11 protein-coding genes are annotated in these 16,929 nt (G+C 54.6%); 10 read left to right on the plus strand and 1 reads right to left on the minus strand.

Translation table 11 applies throughout. From position 1 onward, the window contains the following. Positions 1-208: 208 nt before the first annotated feature. The gene (locus tag ABV298_RS25535) at positions 209-2,539 is read left to right on the plus strand and encodes a hypothetical protein (protein ID WP_353718960.1); all 2,331 of its coding nucleotides are present in this window, start codon (positions 209-211) and stop codon (positions 2,537-2,539) included. A 358-nt stretch (positions 2,540-2,897) separates the two neighbouring features. Then, positions 2,898-4,235 (plus strand): NADP-specific glutamate dehydrogenase, encoded by a 1,338-nt coding sequence (gene gdhA, locus ABV298_RS25540; RefSeq protein WP_353718961.1) that lies wholly within the window; start codon positions 2,898-2,900, stop codon positions 4,233-4,235. A 56-nt stretch (positions 4,236-4,291) separates the two neighbouring features. Here the strand turns inward: gdhA and ABV298_RS25545 are convergent, their stop codons facing one another. Further along, entirely contained in the window at positions 4,292-5,053 is a 762-nt protein-coding gene (locus tag ABV298_RS25545; protein ID WP_353718962.1) for a DUF72 domain-containing protein, read from the minus strand. Positions 5,054-5,431: 378 nt separating this feature from the next. Between ABV298_RS25545 and ABV298_RS25550 the strand changes: the two genes are divergently transcribed. The 8 genes from ABV298_RS25550 to ABV298_RS25585 all read left to right on the plus strand — a co-directional run bounded on the left by ABV298_RS25550 (position 5,432) and on the right by ABV298_RS25585 (position 16,906). Next, positions 5,432-5,986, plus strand: coding sequence for an XRE family transcriptional regulator (locus ABV298_RS25550; protein ID WP_353718963.1), 555 nt, complete (start codon positions 5,432-5,434; stop codon positions 5,984-5,986). A gap of 264 nt (positions 5,987-6,250) precedes the next feature. Then, the gene (locus tag ABV298_RS25555) at positions 6,251-9,241 is read left to right on the plus strand and encodes a TonB-dependent receptor (RefSeq protein ID WP_353718964.1); all 2,991 of its coding nucleotides are present in this window, start codon (positions 6,251-6,253) and stop codon (positions 9,239-9,241) included. Between the two features lie 12 nt (positions 9,242-9,253). Continuing rightward, positions 9,254-10,807 (plus strand): RagB/SusD family nutrient uptake outer membrane protein, encoded by a 1,554-nt coding sequence (locus tag ABV298_RS25560; protein WP_353718965.1) that lies wholly within the window; start codon positions 9,254-9,256, stop codon positions 10,805-10,807. 24 nt (positions 10,808-10,831) lie between these two features. Next, entirely contained in the window at positions 10,832-12,529 is a 1,698-nt protein-coding gene (locus tag ABV298_RS25565; RefSeq protein WP_353718966.1) for a beta-xylosidase, read from the plus strand. 37 nt (positions 12,530-12,566) lie between these two features. Beyond that, positions 12,567-13,736: an enolase C-terminal domain-like protein gene (locus ABV298_RS25570; protein WP_353718967.1), complete on the plus strand. Its 1,170-nt coding sequence runs from the start codon at positions 12,567-12,569 to the stop codon at positions 13,734-13,736. 5 nt (positions 13,737-13,741) lie between these two features. Next, on the plus strand, positions 13,742-14,533 hold the full coding sequence (locus ABV298_RS25575; RefSeq protein ID WP_353718968.1) for an SDR family oxidoreductase: 792 nt from the start codon (positions 13,742-13,744) through the stop codon (positions 14,531-14,533). Positions 14,534-14,559: 26 nt separating this feature from the next. Continuing rightward, positions 14,560-15,573, plus strand: a complete 1,014-nt coding sequence (gene araD1, locus ABV298_RS25580) for an AraD1 family protein (protein ID WP_353718969.1) — start codon at positions 14,560-14,562, stop codon at positions 15,571-15,573. A 31-nt stretch (positions 15,574-15,604) separates the two neighbouring features. Further along, positions 15,605-16,906, plus strand: a complete 1,302-nt coding sequence (locus ABV298_RS25585; protein ID WP_353718970.1) for an MFS transporter — start codon at positions 15,605-15,607, stop codon at positions 16,904-16,906. Positions 16,907-16,929 lie beyond the last annotated feature (23 nt).

The following is a 16,929-nucleotide window of genomic DNA, read 5'->3' on the forward strand; positions in this document are numbered from 1 at the left end:
ACCATACCAGAAGGACTACGATAGTGATTTCATAACGTAAACGATTTGATCATCTCCCGGTTTTGCCGGGGGGATGATTTCAGGCCCTGTAAACCCTCCCCGACTATCCTGTATGTGCAAAAGTTGAAAATGAAATCCCGTAACAAACATGGGGTTTCATTTCATCCGGCGCCCACTTCATTCATTGTATTTATCAAACATTATTTCTATGGGAAGAATATTACCTAGTTTCAGGCTGATTTGTGGTGCATTTCTGATTTGCTCACTGGCATTTACCTCATCGCACAAAATGCCGCGGCCGGTTGCCGGCATGATGATGGATTCCTGCGATCCGCTGGACCCTTCATTTGTGGATTCCGACAATGACGGCGTAGGGAACGACTGCGACGTCGACGACGACAACGACGGCATACTCGATTCGGACGAGGGCTGTGAGACATTGTTTAGCAGCGAATTTAAAGGCACGTTCGGGGTTTCTCCCGACGCCAGTCCTTTTTACAGGGATTTAGAGACGCCGCCAGGCACCGGCTACTCATACGGCCCCGGCACAAACGGCAACAATGCTGCGGGGAAATACACAGTAACAAACCGGCAAGGGGCAATTTTAAACCATCCCGCGGCAATCTGGGAGTATCCGGGGCATACGGACGGCTCGGACACCGACTGTTTTTTACTTGTAAATGGTAGTACAAGCGTCGGAACTTTTTTCAGGGAGGACATCACGCTGACCGCGGCGAACGGATATCGCTACCAGATGTGGCACAAGGGGGGCTGGAACCAGGGGACCGGAGGTGCCTATAACCTGAGAATCGAAATCAGACGGATTTCCGACAATGTGCTTATTGCCTCGGCGGCCACCGGGCGCATCAGCGATGCCTTATGGAGAAGTCTGAGTGTCGACTTCACCGCGCCAAGCAGCGGAGCATTCAGAGCAACGCTTGTAAATACGTCCACCCAGGCCGGCGGCAACGATTTTTCTATTGACGACATTACGTTGACCAATACAAACTGCGGCGATTTCGACGGCGATGGAATCGCCAACAATTTTGATACCGACAGCGATAACGACGGCTGTCCCGACGCGGTGGAAGCCGGAGGGACCGATCCCGACGGGGACGGAATCCTGGGCATTTCGCCGGTTCAGGTGGATGAAAACGGGAGGGTAACCGGTCAGGGAGGGTATGCCGGCAGCTCTCAAAACGTGAAAAATGCGACACGGATGCTTATCAGCGCGGCACCGGGCGATCAATCCACCGAAAGTGGCGGGAGCGCAACTTTCACGGTATCGGCAAATGCGACTTCTACGGCCGCTTACACGGGCTCCGTGCCGAATTATTCGGATGCCGGCGCAACGGATGTTTCAGGAACGATCCGCTATCGATGGCAGGAAAACACCGGCTCGGGTTTTACCGACATTACCGACGGAGGCATTTACAGCGGGGCCACAACTGCGTCGCTGACGCTGACCGGGGTGCCCCTCGCTAAAAACGGCGCGACTTACCGGGTATTGGTGACGCATCCGGACAATGTCTGCATTGCCGAACAGCGGGATGCGGTGCTGACAGTTACCGGCTGCCTGATGGACATCGGCGGTACAATCTATGACGATTCGACCGGGATCGCCGACGGCGTCGGAGGGCCGGCGGCGAACGGGACGGCTTTGGGCCTGTATGTAAGCCTCGTCACAGCAGCCCCGGGCAACCCGGTACTGGCGGTGGCGCCCGTGGATGCGGCAGGTACTTTCCTGTTTTCCGATATGCAGGCGGGAACCTATAAACTGGTTTTAGGGTCAAACCCGGCCGGATCTGTAACCAGCGAAATGCCGACGGGGTACTTCGCCATTCGTGAAGGCGCGGCGGTAGTGTCGGGCGACGGTGCCGGTGATGGCCGGGTCGACGGAGCTATCGGTTTTACCGCGGATTGCAACGGTATTTCGCGCGAGAATGCCCGTACGACCGCGGATGTCGGCTATCTGGATAACAATTTTGTCATTTCGGCGGAAGACCCTATGCCTGTAACGCTGATTTCGTTTTTGCTTTCGAAAACAGAGAATAATGTGCATCTGACCTGGAAGACGTCATCCGAAACCAACAGCGACTATTTCGAAGTCCAGCACAGTGTGGATGGGAAAAACTGGTCGAAGCTGGGCGCCGTGCAGGCAAACGGCGAGAGCGCCGCAACACAAACCTATTTTTATGACGACCGGCAACCGGCTGCGGGCGAAAACTTTTATCGGTTGAAAATGGTAGACCGGGACGGAACCTTCGCGTACAGCGGTATCCGGAATACCCTGACGGACCGGAACGAAATGATCGTTGCCTACCCGAATCCGTCGGAGGGACCGGTACAAGTGAAGATTACCGGCTGGCAAAAGGTCAGATCCGTTTGGGCATTCGATGCAAGCGGCCGGAAACTGTTCGAAACGGGGCGCCTTCAATCGGCAATCCTCTCACTTCCCGCATTGGTTAAGGGGTTAAACGTGCTGACGGTCCGGTACGAGGACGGAACGACTGCGACGGTCAGGGTAGCAGGGCGTTGAGTTGCCGGTCTTTAAGCGTTAAGTATTCACTGCTAAGTATTCAATTGTAGGTTTCAGGGCCTGGATGCGTGTTTCGAGCGCTTTCAGGCCCTGTTCTGTTCGTTTGCAAAATCAGATCGGTAGCACAAATTACAGGCGGTGCAGCTTGGATGGCCCGATTTGAGGGTTGAGACATTACGCCGGAGCGTGGTGTCGCTGAAATCATACCGCGTTGTCATCGGCACATGCGTGGGGCGATATGATGTTATACGGGCACAACCCCGGCGATGGATATGACCATTTTTCGGTCGTTATAAACTATATTAGCCGATGGTACAATAAAGAAAAGTCAAATTCCAGATTACTAACCACTTTAACAGTGACATCAGTACAATCCTTCATGACCCGGATCATCGATCGGAATCCGGGCGAAAAAGAATTCCATCAAGCCGTCCACGAGGTTGCCGAAACAATTATCCCCTTTATTCACGATAAACCGCATTATCAGAAAGCCAAAATCCTTGAACGGATCGCGGAGCCGGAGCGCGTCATTATTTTCAGGGTGCCCTGGATGAACGACCGGGGTGAAGTGGAGATCAACCGCGGTTACCGGGTTCAAATGAACAGCGCCATTGGTCCTTACAAGGGAGGACTCCGTTTTCATCCCTCCGTGAACCTGAGCACGTTGAAATTCCTTGCATTCGAGCAGATTTTTAAAAACAGCCTGACCCAGCTACCGATGGGCGGTGGCAAGGGAGGTGCCGATTTCGACCCGAAGGGGCGTTCGGATCGGGAAGTGATGTTTTTTTGCCAGAGTTTCATGACGGAACTGTTTCGTCACATCAGCTCGGACAACGACGTGCCGGCGGGAGATATCGGGGTAGGGGCCCGGGAAATCGGTTTTTTGTTTGGTCAATACAAACGGCTCAAAAACGAATTTACCGGCGTGTTGACGGGCAAAGGCGCAAGCTACGGCGGAAGCCTGATCCGTCCGGAAGCGACGGGCTACGGGGTCGTCTATTTTGTGGAGCAAATGCTGGGCCAGCGGCACGACAGCATAAAAGGGAAGCGGGTGGTCATTTCAGGGTCCGGTAATGTGGCGCAATACACGCTCGAAAAGTGTATCGAGCTGGGCGCGAAGGTGGTGACGCTCTCCGACTCATCGGGTTATATCTACGATGAGAAAGGCATCGACGCGGAGAAGTTTGCCTACATCATGCATTTGAAAAATGAAGAACGCGGCCGGATCAATGCATATGCCGATAAGTTCGGGTGTGAATTTATTGCCGGAAAAACACCGTGGGAGGTCCCGTGCGACATTGCCCTGCCGAACGCTACACAAAACGAATTGAACGTTGACGATGCGCGCCTGCTGATCAAAAACGGTTGCATATGCGTGGCGGAGGGCGCGAACATGCCTTGCACACCCGAAGCAATCGAGGTATTCGAAAACAACGATATCCTGTACGCTCCCGGAAAGGCGGCGAATGCGGGTGGCGTGGCGGTTTCAGGTCTTGAAATGTCACAAAATTCGCTGCGCTTGTCATGGTCGCGGCAGGAGGTAGATCAGAAATTACAGGAGATAATGTTAAACATCCATTCGACATGCCTGCGCTACGGGCGTAGGCCGGACGGGCGCATGAGCTACCTGCAAGGGGCCAATATCGGAGGCTTTGTGCGGGTGGCCGATGCGATGCTGGCACAAGGACTGGTGTAACTTAACAACCCCGGTATATGCCCGGCGCTGGCATATACCAGGGTTAATTGTGCCTTTTAAAGGGCCGGGTAGTCGTCTTTCAGAAATTTATCCAGTGTCCTGAGGTTATCTACGGCATTGCCCATGGTGTTGTTGAAATAGACATACACAATTTTACCGGCACCGGCCCATTCGGCAATATAGCCGGCATATTCGTAAAGCAGGCCCTGGTCGTAGCTGCCTTTGTAATTTCCGTCCGGCCCGTGAAAGCGGAGGTAGATGTGGCCGGCGTCAAGCTCCGGTTGCGGCGAATTGCTTCCGGCTTTGTCGTGATAAACCATGGTCGCACCATACACATTCAATAGCTGATAAACCGGGGCCGTATACCAGGAATCGCTTCGGAATTCCAGCGCCAAAGGCCATTGGCCTTTATTATAGTCCTGAATGCAGGAAAGCATCCGTTCGAGTTTTTCAAATGATGAAACTTTGATAGAAGCTGGAAATTGGACCAGAACGCATCCTTTTTTATCCCCGGCCCCGGCTATTGTCCCGAAAAACTTTTCGATGTCGGTCCTTTCAAAATCCAGCCCTTTGTTGTGCGTGATTTGCTTCCAGAGCTTAAATGTAAACCGGAATTCGTCACCGACGGACGCACTCCATTGCGCTACCGTCGAGGGTTTGGGAAGCTTATAAAAAATCGAATTGATCTCTATTGAATTAAACAATGCGCCGTAAACGCCGAGCCTGCTCCGCCCTTCGAAGGCCGCCGGATAAGCCTGCCGGTTTTTATACGGTAAAACCAACCCGCTCGTGCCCATGAATATCTGATGTCGCTCCATACGTTATTTGTCCGTTTGCCTGGTGTAAACACCTTGCCGTTCCGCATTCAAATGCCGTTCCAGCGCCTTTCGATCCCGGGCGACGGTCGGCCCCCGCGCTTTGGCCCGGTTCCCGATCAACAGCCCTTCGTAATTAACACGTCACTTTCAAAGACGGGAGGCAGCATTCGCCGGTGCCGCCAGCTTGCTTGACTTTCTTTTAACGTTCCGTAAGTTTGCCGGATGTTCCAGGTAATGCGATAGCAGCAGTGGGAATTGCACAAAAACATAAAATATTTAGAGTTTTCCTTGCGTAGTCGTATTTTCCATCTATATTTGCATTCAACCTTGTTGAATGATATGAAACAAAGTGCCAAATAAGTAAACAGGGTTGAAATTATGCTGACAGCCGAAGGGAATACGCTTAATATCGGAGACCGGATCAGGATATTAAGAACGAGCCAGAAAAGAACATTGCAGGAGGTAGCCGATGGAAGCGATTTGTCCAAAAGCATGATCTCCAAAATCGAGAATAACAAGACCGTCCCGTCGGTTGCCGCATTGGTGAAAATCGCGCAGGTGCTGGGGACCAATATTTCCAGTTTGCTGGAAACGGAGGAGTGGCTCAACGCCATTTTCACGGCGAGACTTACGGCGGAACAAAATCTGACGAAGACGGATAAGGGCTATTTTATCTATCCGTTCGGAACTGAGTACCATCAGAAAAAAATGCAGCCGATGCTTTTCGTCGCAAAAAAAGGCGAGGTCAAGCAGCATGAGCTCTCGCATGAAGGCGAGGAATTCATTTATGTGATCGAAGGAGAAATGAAAATGACGCTGGGCGATGCCGAATACCTTTTAAAGGCAGGCGACAGCATGTATTTCAATTGCCTTCAAAAGCACGGTATCATGCCGGTTTCGGACGAAGTGAAATATCTGGATATTTTCGTATAAGCACCATCGTTCAGCCCGGTGCCTGATCCGCACACTATATCGATGCGCTTTCCCCGCGGAAAGCGGTAGGGACTATTGCCTGTGTTTGTCCGCCGGCTTGTCGGCAACGTTGCCTGCCCCTACGCCATAGGGTTATCAGGAATGTATTGTTTTTCAGAATTTTATTCCGAACAGTGTTTAACCTGGCGGAGCATGCTTTGTCCCGACTTTCCGGTAGTCGAGGACCAGGTATGATACTGCCTGCACCTTAGCTTTAACAAAATCATGAGAAATGCTTTACCATACCCTTCCGGGGGTAAACGGCTGCGCTTTTCCTTTTGGATCGCGGCCTGCCTCCTGATCAGCACGGTGGCCGTCGGCAGGAACGGGTCCCGGCCCGAGCCTCGCCGAATCTTGTTTGTCGACAAGCTTGTTAAGGGCAGAATTACGGACGAAAAAAGCCAGCCGCTGGTGGGTGTCAATATCGTGGTGAAAGGTACTTCCATAGGGACGACATCCGATGCGGATGGCCGGTTTGAGTTGAATAACCTTTCTGAAAACCAGGTGCTTGTGTTCTCTTTCATTGGCTATGTCCAGCAGGAAATAGCAGTGCGCAGCCAGACGACGATCGACGTGCAGCTGGTGCCCAATGCCGAGCAGCTCAGCGAAGTGGTGGTCGTAGGCTACGGTACCGTTCAGAAAAAGGACCTCACAGGTGCTATCGCGACCATCGCCGGCAAAGACATCGAACAGGGCTCGATCAACACGCCCGACAAGGCGTTGCAGGGGAAAATCGCAGGTGTGCAGGTGAATACCAACTCCCACGCACCGGGCGGCGGCATTTCCGTGCAGGTACGCGGCACGGCTTCGCTTTCGGCGAGCGGTTCGCCTTTGTACGTGATCGACGGCGTGCCCATCAGCAATGGCTTTCAAACGGGCGCCAGCAGCGACGCGGGTTCGTTTGGCGGGAATGCCAACCCGATGAACTCCATCGATCCGTCCGATATCGAGTCGGTCCAAATCCTGAAAGACGCTTCCGCTTCCGCCATTTACGGTTCCCGCGCGGCCAACGGCGTGGTGCTGATCACCACCCGAAGAGGCAAGACCGGCCAGCAGCGGGTGGATTTCGAATATGCGTTCGGCTTGCAGACTATCCGCAAAAAGCTCGACTTCATGAATGCCACCCAATGGGCCACCCAGGTGAACGAGCGGGCGGCGTTGCTCGGGCAGTCGCAGGTGTACACACCCGACCAGATCGCCGGGTTCGGCCAAGGCACCGACTGGCAGAGTGAAATTTACAATTCCGCGCCCAGGCAGAATTTCAAGCTGTCGTTTTCCGGCGGCGGCCAGAGTGTCCGGTATATGCTGGCGGAAAATGTCACCTTGCAGGACGGCATCATTCCCGGCTCGAATTTCAGGCGGTACGGAACAACCATCAATATCGATGCGGATATCAGCAAAAAACTGCGCGTGGGGCAGAGTCTGCTATTTACGTTGACCGACGAGAACGTGGTGCCTACCGACACCAAAGGTTATGAAGGCATTTCCAACGTGGTGGACGCCGTGTACGAAGCCCCGCCGACCATACCCGCCCGCGACGAGTCCGGTCAGCCTGCCAACCTGCGGAATTTCCCGATGGGCGGAGGGCTCGAGAACCCGCTGACCATGACCGAAAAGTACCGGCAGCTCAGTAATACCATGCGCATCCTGGGCAATATTTATGCCGATTACAGCATCATCCCCGGCCTCGACCTGAATATCCGCTTCGGTGCAGACATCCGCGACTGGAAGTTTCACCAGTATTTCCCGATCGGCTCCGAAGCCGCCGCCGGGGCAAATGGCAAGGCCCGGCAGATCGGAGTCCGGAACCTCAATTTTACCAATGCGAACACGCTGACCTATTCCAAAACTTTCAACGACATCCATAACCTGAAAATCCTGGCCGGTTTTACCTACCAGAAAGAGAAAAACGAAACGGTCGACGCGTCGTCGTTCGGCTTCCCAAGTGATATTTTCGAATATTATAACCTTGGCCTGGGGAGCAGTCCGCAGGCGCCGGGCAGCAATATGAATGAATGGACGCTCATTTCGTACCTGGGGCGGTTGAACTACTCCCTGAAGGACAAATACCTGTTCACGGCCTCGGTCCGGTCGCTTTCTTTGCTCGGCACTTCCTTCGGGACGCGCAGTTCGTACATTTTCGGGGGTGCCCGCGTGCCGATCGCGTTCCCTTCCAACATCGCGAACCCCGATCTGAGCTGGGAGAAGACCGGCGAATTCAACGTTGGGCTGGATGCCGCGATACTGAATGGCCGGCTTAGTTTCACGGTGGATTATTATCACAAGAAGACCACCGACCTGCTGCTCGACGTGCCGATCCCTTCGCAAACCGGCTACGGCAGCGTACTGAAAAACACGGGTGCGATGCTGAACAAAGGCTGGGAGTTCGGTATCAATAGCGTGAATACCAGCGGCAAGCTCAACTGGACCACAAATTTCAACATCTCTTTTAACCGGAACGAAATCCTGTCGCTCGGAGGTGCCGAGTACCTGTATTCGGGCTGGGTGGGAGGGGCTAATGTGAACCCGCACGCGAAAAACACGGTACGGCTCCAACCGGGTCATAGCGTCGGCGAGTTTTATGGCTCGGTGTATGATGGTATCTGGCGCTCGAAAGAAGAGATTCAGCAGGTGGGTACCATGCCCGCGGCCAAGCCGGGCGATATCCGGTACAAGGACGTGAACGGAGACGGCACCTACGATACCGAACTGGACGACGTGTTCCTTGGCAGCCCGCTTCCCAAATTCAGTTACGGCCTCACCAACGACCTGTCGTTCGGCCCGCTCAGCGTGCATGTGTTCGTGTACGGAATGCAGGGCAACAAGGTGCTCAACCTGGCCGCGCAGCAATATGTGCTGGATGGCATCGGCGTATCGGCCAGGCGCCTCGACCGCTGGACGCCGGAAAATCCCGCCGCCGCCATTCCCGCCGCGAGCGCCTCGCACCCGCAGCGCGTGAGCTCTTTCCTGGTCGAGGACGGCTCGTTTTTGCGCATCCAGAATGTGTCGCTGAGCTATAAAATCCCCGGTTTTGCAAGCTTTGTCAAGAATGCGAGGATCGGCATCGGCGTCGATAACCTGGCCCTGATCACGGAATACTCCGGGTATGATCCGGAAGTGAATTCTTTCGGCAGCAGCAATACCACCAAGGGAATGGACCGGTTCGGTTACCCATCGTCGCGGACCTACCGGGTGGAAATCAAGCTTGGGTTTTAACATTGAATTGATATGATCCGATCTATTAAAACAACGAAATACAAGGCCTTGGCCGTTGCTGTCATGGCATTGGCCCTGCCGGTAGGTAGCGGCTGCGAAAACGCTCTTCAGGAAAAAGTGTACAGCCAGGTCGCCACCGATGATTTTTACAAAACCCTCGACCAGGCGCAACTCGCATTGAACGGGGTTTATAACTACCTCTGGAACGACAACTACCGCGACGGGCAATGGGTTACCTTGGGCGATGTTACCGCATTCACGCTCATCGGAGGCGGTTCGGCCAATGGCTCGGGCGATCGTTCTGGCATTCAGAACGAGTGGAATACCTATTCATGGACGCCCGACGCCGTCGAACTGGTGACGGCATGGGATTATTTTTACCAGGTGATCAACCGGGCCAATACGCTCATCGATAAGATGGAAGTGGCTGAATTCCAGGGGAAAGACAAGGTGCTGGGCGAAGCAAAGTTCCTGCGTGCATTCTTTTACTTCAACCTCGTACGCATATTCGGGGGCGTGCCCCTGCATGTAAAGGCTACCACCGATCTGAGCGAGGTCGACAAGCCCAGGAGTCCGGAGGACGAGGTGTACGCACAGATTGTAAGCGATCTCAATGCATCGGTAGAACTGCTCAGCCCGCTCAACAGGACCGACCTCACCGCCGGCAGGGCCACGACTATGTCGGCCACGGCCTTGCTTTCGAAAGTGTATTTGCAGCAGCGGAAATGGAAAGAAGCGGCGGCGGAAGCAAAAAAGGTAATGGACGCGGGCGTATTCGGCCTTTTCGAGGATTATGAAAACATCAATAACCCCGATTTCCAGAACGGCAAGGAGCATATTTTCTCCATTCAGCACGGGGGTAATGCCAACAATACCTCGCAGCTGTACCAGACACGGATGATCTATCTCTTCGGTCCGCCCGCGCAGACGATCAATGGCGTGAATGTGCAGTTCCATACCCTGAAAGACCTGGTCATTTTCCAGGTGCGGAAACCGTTTTTCACCGAAACGCCCGACACCTACCGCAAATGGCAATCGGTGCGGCACAAGATGCCCTATTATTACAAAAACGGCGTTAAAGAGCTGGTGAGGGATACCGTTACCATGTACGCTCCATTTTTGACCAAGTTCCACCGGATAGATTTCGCCACCGGCTACCTTAAAGAAGGCGTAAACTACCCGCTGATCCGGTACGCCGATATGCTGCTCACCTATGCCGAGGCCACCAACGAAACGGAAGGCCCTACACCCGCGGCCCTGGAGGCGCTCAATCAGGTAAGGCGACGTGCCAGGGCCGTTGGAACCGCATTCGAGCAGCCGGCAACCCTGTACCCCGATTTGAAAGGGTTGTCGAAAGAGGAACTCCGCAATGCGGTGCTCAAAGAACGGGCGCAGGAGTTTGTGGGCGAGGGACATTACCGCTGGGACCTGATCCGGCATAACCGCCTGATCGTTACCGCACAGGCGAATGGCGTTACGGCCGCCGCTGACAAGCATAACCTTTTTCCGATACCCACCCAGCAGATCAGCAGGAACAGTCAACTCAAACAGAATCCCGGATATTAATTTTTTAAGCTTAACCAGAGTCACATGTTTTTCAAGAAAACCAAGCTTGCCCTGCTCCATGCCGCCGCCCTGGGCGCGGCATTGGCCACGCCTGTTTTTAGTCAGCAGCAACCCGTTAGTATCGAGGTCAACCTGAGCAAGGTAAAAGCCCCAATGCAGCCGATCTGGGCATTTTTTGGCTACGACGAGCCGAACTATACCTATATGAAGGACGGGAAAAAGCTGCTCACGGAAATTTCGCAGCTCAGTAAAGTCCCGGTGTACGTGCGGGCGCACAGCCTGCTGGTGACCGGCGACGGCGAGGCGGCCCTCAAATGGGGCTCCACCAATGCCTACACCGAAGACGCGCAGGGCAAACCGGTGTACGACTGGAAGATCGTCGATAAAATCTTCGATACCTACATAGAAAGGGGCATGAAACCCATTGCCCAGATCGGCTTTATGCCCCAGGCATTGTCTTCCAAACCCGAACCTTACCGCCACCACTGGAAACCGGGCGATAATTACAACGACATTTACCTCGGCTGGGCCTACCCGCCCAACGACTACAACAAATGGGCGGAGCTGGTGTATCAATGGGTGAAGCATTCGGTGGAGCGCTACGGCAAGAAAGAAGTCGAAAGCTGGTACTGGGAGCTTTGGAACGAACCCAATATCAGCTACTGGAAAGGCACTGTGGATGAATACATCAAATTGTACGACTACACGGCCGACGCGGTGAAACGGGCATTGCCCACCGCCAAAATAGGCGGCCCGGAAGTGACCGGCCCGGCTTGGGAGAAGTCGGAGGCGTTCATGCGGAAGTTCCTCGACCACGTGACCAGCGGCAAGAACTACGTCACCGGTAAAACCGGTTCGCCGATCGACTTCATTACTTACCATGCCAAAGGTGCGCCTAAAATCGTGGACGGGCATGTGCAGATGAATATGGGTACACAGCTACGCGACCTGGATAAAGGTTTCGAGATCGTGGCCTCGTACCCGGCGCTCAAAAAGCTGCCGATCATCATCGGCGAATCCGACCCGGAGGGGTGTGCGGCCTGCTCCGAGGATGTGAGCCCGCAGAATGCCTACCGCAACGGCACCATGTATTCGAGCTACACGGCGGCTTCATTTGCCCGCAAGTACGAACTGGCCGAGGCGCGGAGCGTGAATTTGCTGGGTGCGGTGAGCTGGTCGTTCGAGTTTGAGGACCAGGCCTGGTTCCGCGGGTTTCGCGACCTGGCTACCAATGGTGTCGACAAGCCGGTGCTGAACGTATTCAGGATGTTTGGCATGATGGAAGGCAACCGCGTGGAGGTGAAGCAGAACCTCGCTTACGATTTCAAACGGGTACGGGACGAGAGCGTCCGCAAAGAGGCGGATATCAATGGTATCGCTTCCAAAAGCGCCAACTCGGCGGCGGTGATGGTATGGAACTACCACGACGACAATGTGCCGTCGCCGGATGCGACCGTAAAAGTGTCGGTACAAGGGTTGCCGCGGCAGAAAATGATGCTTTACCATTACCGTATCGACAAGGAGAACAGCAATTCCTACGAGGTCTGGAAAGCCATGGGCTCGCCTAAACAGCCGACTGCCGAACAAATCCGTCGGCTCGAAAAGGCCGGACAGCTCGCATTGTTCACTTCGCCGCAATGGATGGAACCCAAAAACGGCAATGCCACCATCGAAATGCAGCTTCCGCGCCAGGGTGTTTCGCTGCTCCATTTCAAGTGGTGATTCGAAAGATATGATATTGTTTTTTAAATGTATTTCAATGAAGATCAAAAGAGTAACTGCAAAACTATACAGGTGGACAGGTCCGGTGCTAACGACCAACACCGTGTTCGCAACCCCGCTCAGCCCTATTCATTTTCAAAGCGATTCTCAGGCGGCCTTCCGGTTTTTCAGTTGGCTGGTAGTGGAGGTCGAAACCGACGAGGGGCATATCGGCTACGGCAATGCAGGCCTGAGCCCGGATGTAACCAAGGCCGTGATCGATAGCAAACTGACGCCGATCCTGCTGGGCGAAAACCCTTTGAATACCGAATACCTTTTCGAAAAAATGTACCGCTCCACGGTCGCATTCGGTCGGAAAGGCACCGTTATCGCGGCCATCAGCGCCATCGACATTGCCCTTTGGGATATCAAAGGCAAGGTGACGAACCAGCCCGTGTTTATGCTCCTGGGCGGGCGCACGACCCCCGATATCGAAGCCTATTACAGCCGCCTCTACACCCGCGACCTCGACGCCCTTCAAGCCGAGGCCGTGCATTACAAGGAGCAGGGCTTTTCGGGCATGAAACTGCGCTGCGGCTACCCGCTCACCGAAGGCGTGGCCGGTATGCGTAAGAATGTGGAGATGGTGAAAGTGGTGCGGGAAGCAGTGGGCGACGATATCAATGTAATGCTCGAAGGTTACATGGGTTTCAACCTGGCCTATGCGAAGCAGTTCCTGAAAGCACTGGAACCCTACAATCTCCGATGGGCGGAGGAGCTGCTTTTGCCCGACGAGATCCACAATTTTGCCAAACTCCGCAACTACACCGGCATTCCGCTTTCTGGCGGGGAGCACGAATATACCCGCTACGGCTTCCACGACCTGTTGCAAACCGGCGCGCTGGACATTTTCCAGTTCGATACCAACCGTGTGGGCGGCTTCACCGAGGCGCAAAAGATCTGTAATATGGCCCTCGTGCACGGCGTGGAGGTGATCCCGCATGGCGGACAAATGCACAACCTGCACGTGGTACTGAGCTCCTTCGCGTGCCCGATGGCCGAATATTTCCCACAAACGGAGATCGAGGTAGGCAATGAAATGTTCTGGTACATTTTCGACGGGGAGGCTGTCGCCGACAACGGAAGGGTACAGCTCAGCGACACGTTACCCGGAGTAGGGTTAACCCTTAAAACCGAAGGTCCCGAACATTTCATCATTTCCGAATAAACAAAATGGAAGCGCTAAGCATGCAACAAAGCATTCTCGAACTGTTTAAACTGCACGGGCAGACCGCACTTGTCGTGGGCGGTAACCGCGGGCTGGGGCTGGCCATGGCCAAAGCCCTGGCCGAAGCGGGGGCCAATATCGTGATTGCGGCCCGCGATGAGGCGGTGAACAGGGAATCGGAGCAACTGCTCAAAGATACCTACGACGTGAGCTGCATTAGTGTGAGCTGCGACGTCACTTCGGAACAACACATCACAACTGCAGTGAAAACGGCGGTGGATACTTTTGGAAAAATAGATATCCTGATCAACTCCGCGGGGATCAATATTCGTGGCCCTATCGAAGCACTTTCGCTGGACGATTTCAATAAAGTCCAGAGCGTGAATGTGACCGGTACCTGGTTGGCCTGCCGGGAAGTGGTGCCGGTAATGAAGCAAAACGGCTACGGCCGGATTATCAACATCGGCTCCATGCTCGCACTCACGGCCATTCCCGAGCGCACGCCTTACGCGACCAGCAAAGGCGCCATTTTGCAGCTCACCCGCTCGCTGGCGATGGAAGTCGCGCTCGACGGCATTACGGTGAATGCCATTTTGCCCGGCCCGTTCGCTACGGACCTGAACCTCCCCCTTACTAACGACCCCGAAAAATACAAGGCATTCATTTCCAAGATACCCATGGGGCGCTGGGGCGAGCTGCACGAGATAGGCGGCATCGCGTTATACCTGGCCAGCAAGGCTTCCAGCTATTCGACGGGCGGCTGTTTTTCGATAGACGGCGGGTGGGTGACGCAGTAGCATGTATGATTTTTTAAATGATATCAATGCAAAACATAACAAGGGTCGTACAGATCTCCCACCCGCAGCACGGACGTGCCCTGGCCACGGTGGAAGAACCTTCGCTGGTGCTTTTGAAGGGCGTGAAATCGATATATGAGGCCGCATTGGCAGCCATCGACCGAAAAAAGCCGCTCGCAGAATTGCTTTTGGCCGCGCGTTCGGATGCGAAGCTGCATTATGATGAGGTCTATGACGGAAGCCACGAGTGGAAACTGCTTCCCGCATTTGATTGCCCCGGCGACCCATTCCGCTGTCTGGTAGCCGGTACCGGCCTTACCCACAAAAACAGCGCCCTGAACCGCCAGGCGATGCACGCCGCGGCCGAAGGTTCGAAACCGACCGACAGCATCACTATGTACGAATGGGGCGTGCAGAATGGTTTTCCTGCTCCGGGACAGATCGGCGTGCAGCCGGAGTGGTTTTACAAAGGCAACGGCTCGGTACTGCGTGCGCACTGCCAAACGCTCGAAGTGCCGGAATTTGGCGACGACGGGGGAGAGGAGCCGGAAATCGCAGGCATCTACATCGTCGACCGGCAGGGCACGCCGCATCGCATCGGTTTTGCTACCGGCAACGAGTTTTCCGACCATGTGATGGAGAAAAAGAATTACCTCTACCTGGCCCCATCAAAGCTGCGCCAGTGTGCGATAGGCCCGGAGCTGGTCATAGGGGGCGATTTCCGCGATATCAGCGGCCATGTTCAGGTTTCGGCGGGAGGGCATGTGAAATGGAGCGCCGATATCCGCACCGGTGAACAAAACATGGCCCACAGCCTCGAAAACCTCGAATACCACCATTTCAAATACCCGGGGCACCGGCTGCCCTTGCAGGCGCACGTGCATTTTTTCGGGGCCGATGCATTCAGTTTCGGCAGCAAGCTGCTCCTCGAACACGGCGACCTTATGACCGTGCATTGGGAAGGGCAGGGCAGGGCGCTGCAAAACCGGCTCTCCGTTTCGTCCGATAACCCGGTCCTCACGCCGTTATCCCGGCTCTGACATTCCATTTTCATTCTAAATCTGCATTCGAATGGTAGAAAATCAAGTACCCGTGTCCCCGGCGACCAAAATGTCGGGGATGCGATGGGTAATGGTCGGTATGGCCTTCCTGGCGACGGTGCTCAACTATGTGCACAGGCTGTCGTTCAACTACCTGAGCGCGGAGGGCGAACTGCGGAAACTGATACCGGATGACGCATTCGGATATATCGGTACCGCTTTCTTCACCGCGTATATGATCTCGAATGCATTCTCCGGTTTCGTAATCGACCGCCTCGGTACGAGGGTAGGATACTCCCTTTGCATGGCCTTCTGGACTACCGCAGGTCTTGTTCACGCGTTTGCGGTAACGCCGTTCCAATTCGGACTTTGCAGATTTATGCTGGGAATCGGCGAGGCTGGTAACTGGCCGGCGGCGATCCGCCTGACCACCGAGTGGTTCCCGCCGCACGAAAGGTCTACGGCTTCCGGGATATTCAATAGCGGCTCGGCGCTCGGGGCGGTGATCGTGCCGCCATTGGTCGCGTTGCTTGGCGTGAACTACGGCTGGCAGGCGACTTTCGTCATTCTGGCACTTTGCGGGTATCTGTGGCTGGTCGTGTTCTGGTTTATTTACTACACGCCCGCGGCCAACCGGGAGGAAGAAAAAGCGGTATTCAAAGTACCGGCGTCCGCGCTTCTGAAAACGCGGTTTGTGCGGATGTTTACCCTGTCGAAGACCTTTATGGACCCGGTCTGGTACTTCGTAACGTTCTGGATCGGCCGTTACCTGGTGGATGTGCATCATCTGGAAATGAAGCAGATCGGCTGGCTGGCTATGATGCCTTTCATAATCGCCGACGCAGGCAACATTGCCGGCGGATATTTTACCCAATACATCATAAAAAGGGGAATGCCGATCCCGAGGGCCAGGAAAGTAGCGGTGACGGTGGCGAGCCTGATCATGATATTGCCCCTCCTGGCCGGGCCATTCGTAATCACGACCCCCATTTCGGCGTTGATCGTGTTCGGGCTGGCAGGTTTTGGCTACACGGCTTACACGGCCAATACACTTACATTTCCCGCCGATGTGGTCCCTAAAAATTCGGCCGCTTCGGTCTGGGGTATGGCTTGCGTCGGTACCGGTCTCGGCGGCGCCGTTTTTCAGTCCGTGTCGGGCATCGTCCTCAAACACAACGCCCTCGAAATGGGCTATCATTATGCGTACAATATCCTGTTCCTGGGCTATGGGCTTTTGGCGCTGCTCGGACTGGCGATCATGCTTTTTTTTATGGGCGCGCTCGTGCCCGACCGCGACCTGCTGCGGTATGGCGAAGACCGGGCCGGCGTGTGAACCGGTAAGGTACGCAGGTAACG

The organism is Dyadobacter sp. 676, from assembly GCF_040448675.1.
Taxonomy (GTDB): domain Bacteria; phylum Bacteroidota; class Bacteroidia; order Cytophagales; family Spirosomataceae; genus Dyadobacter.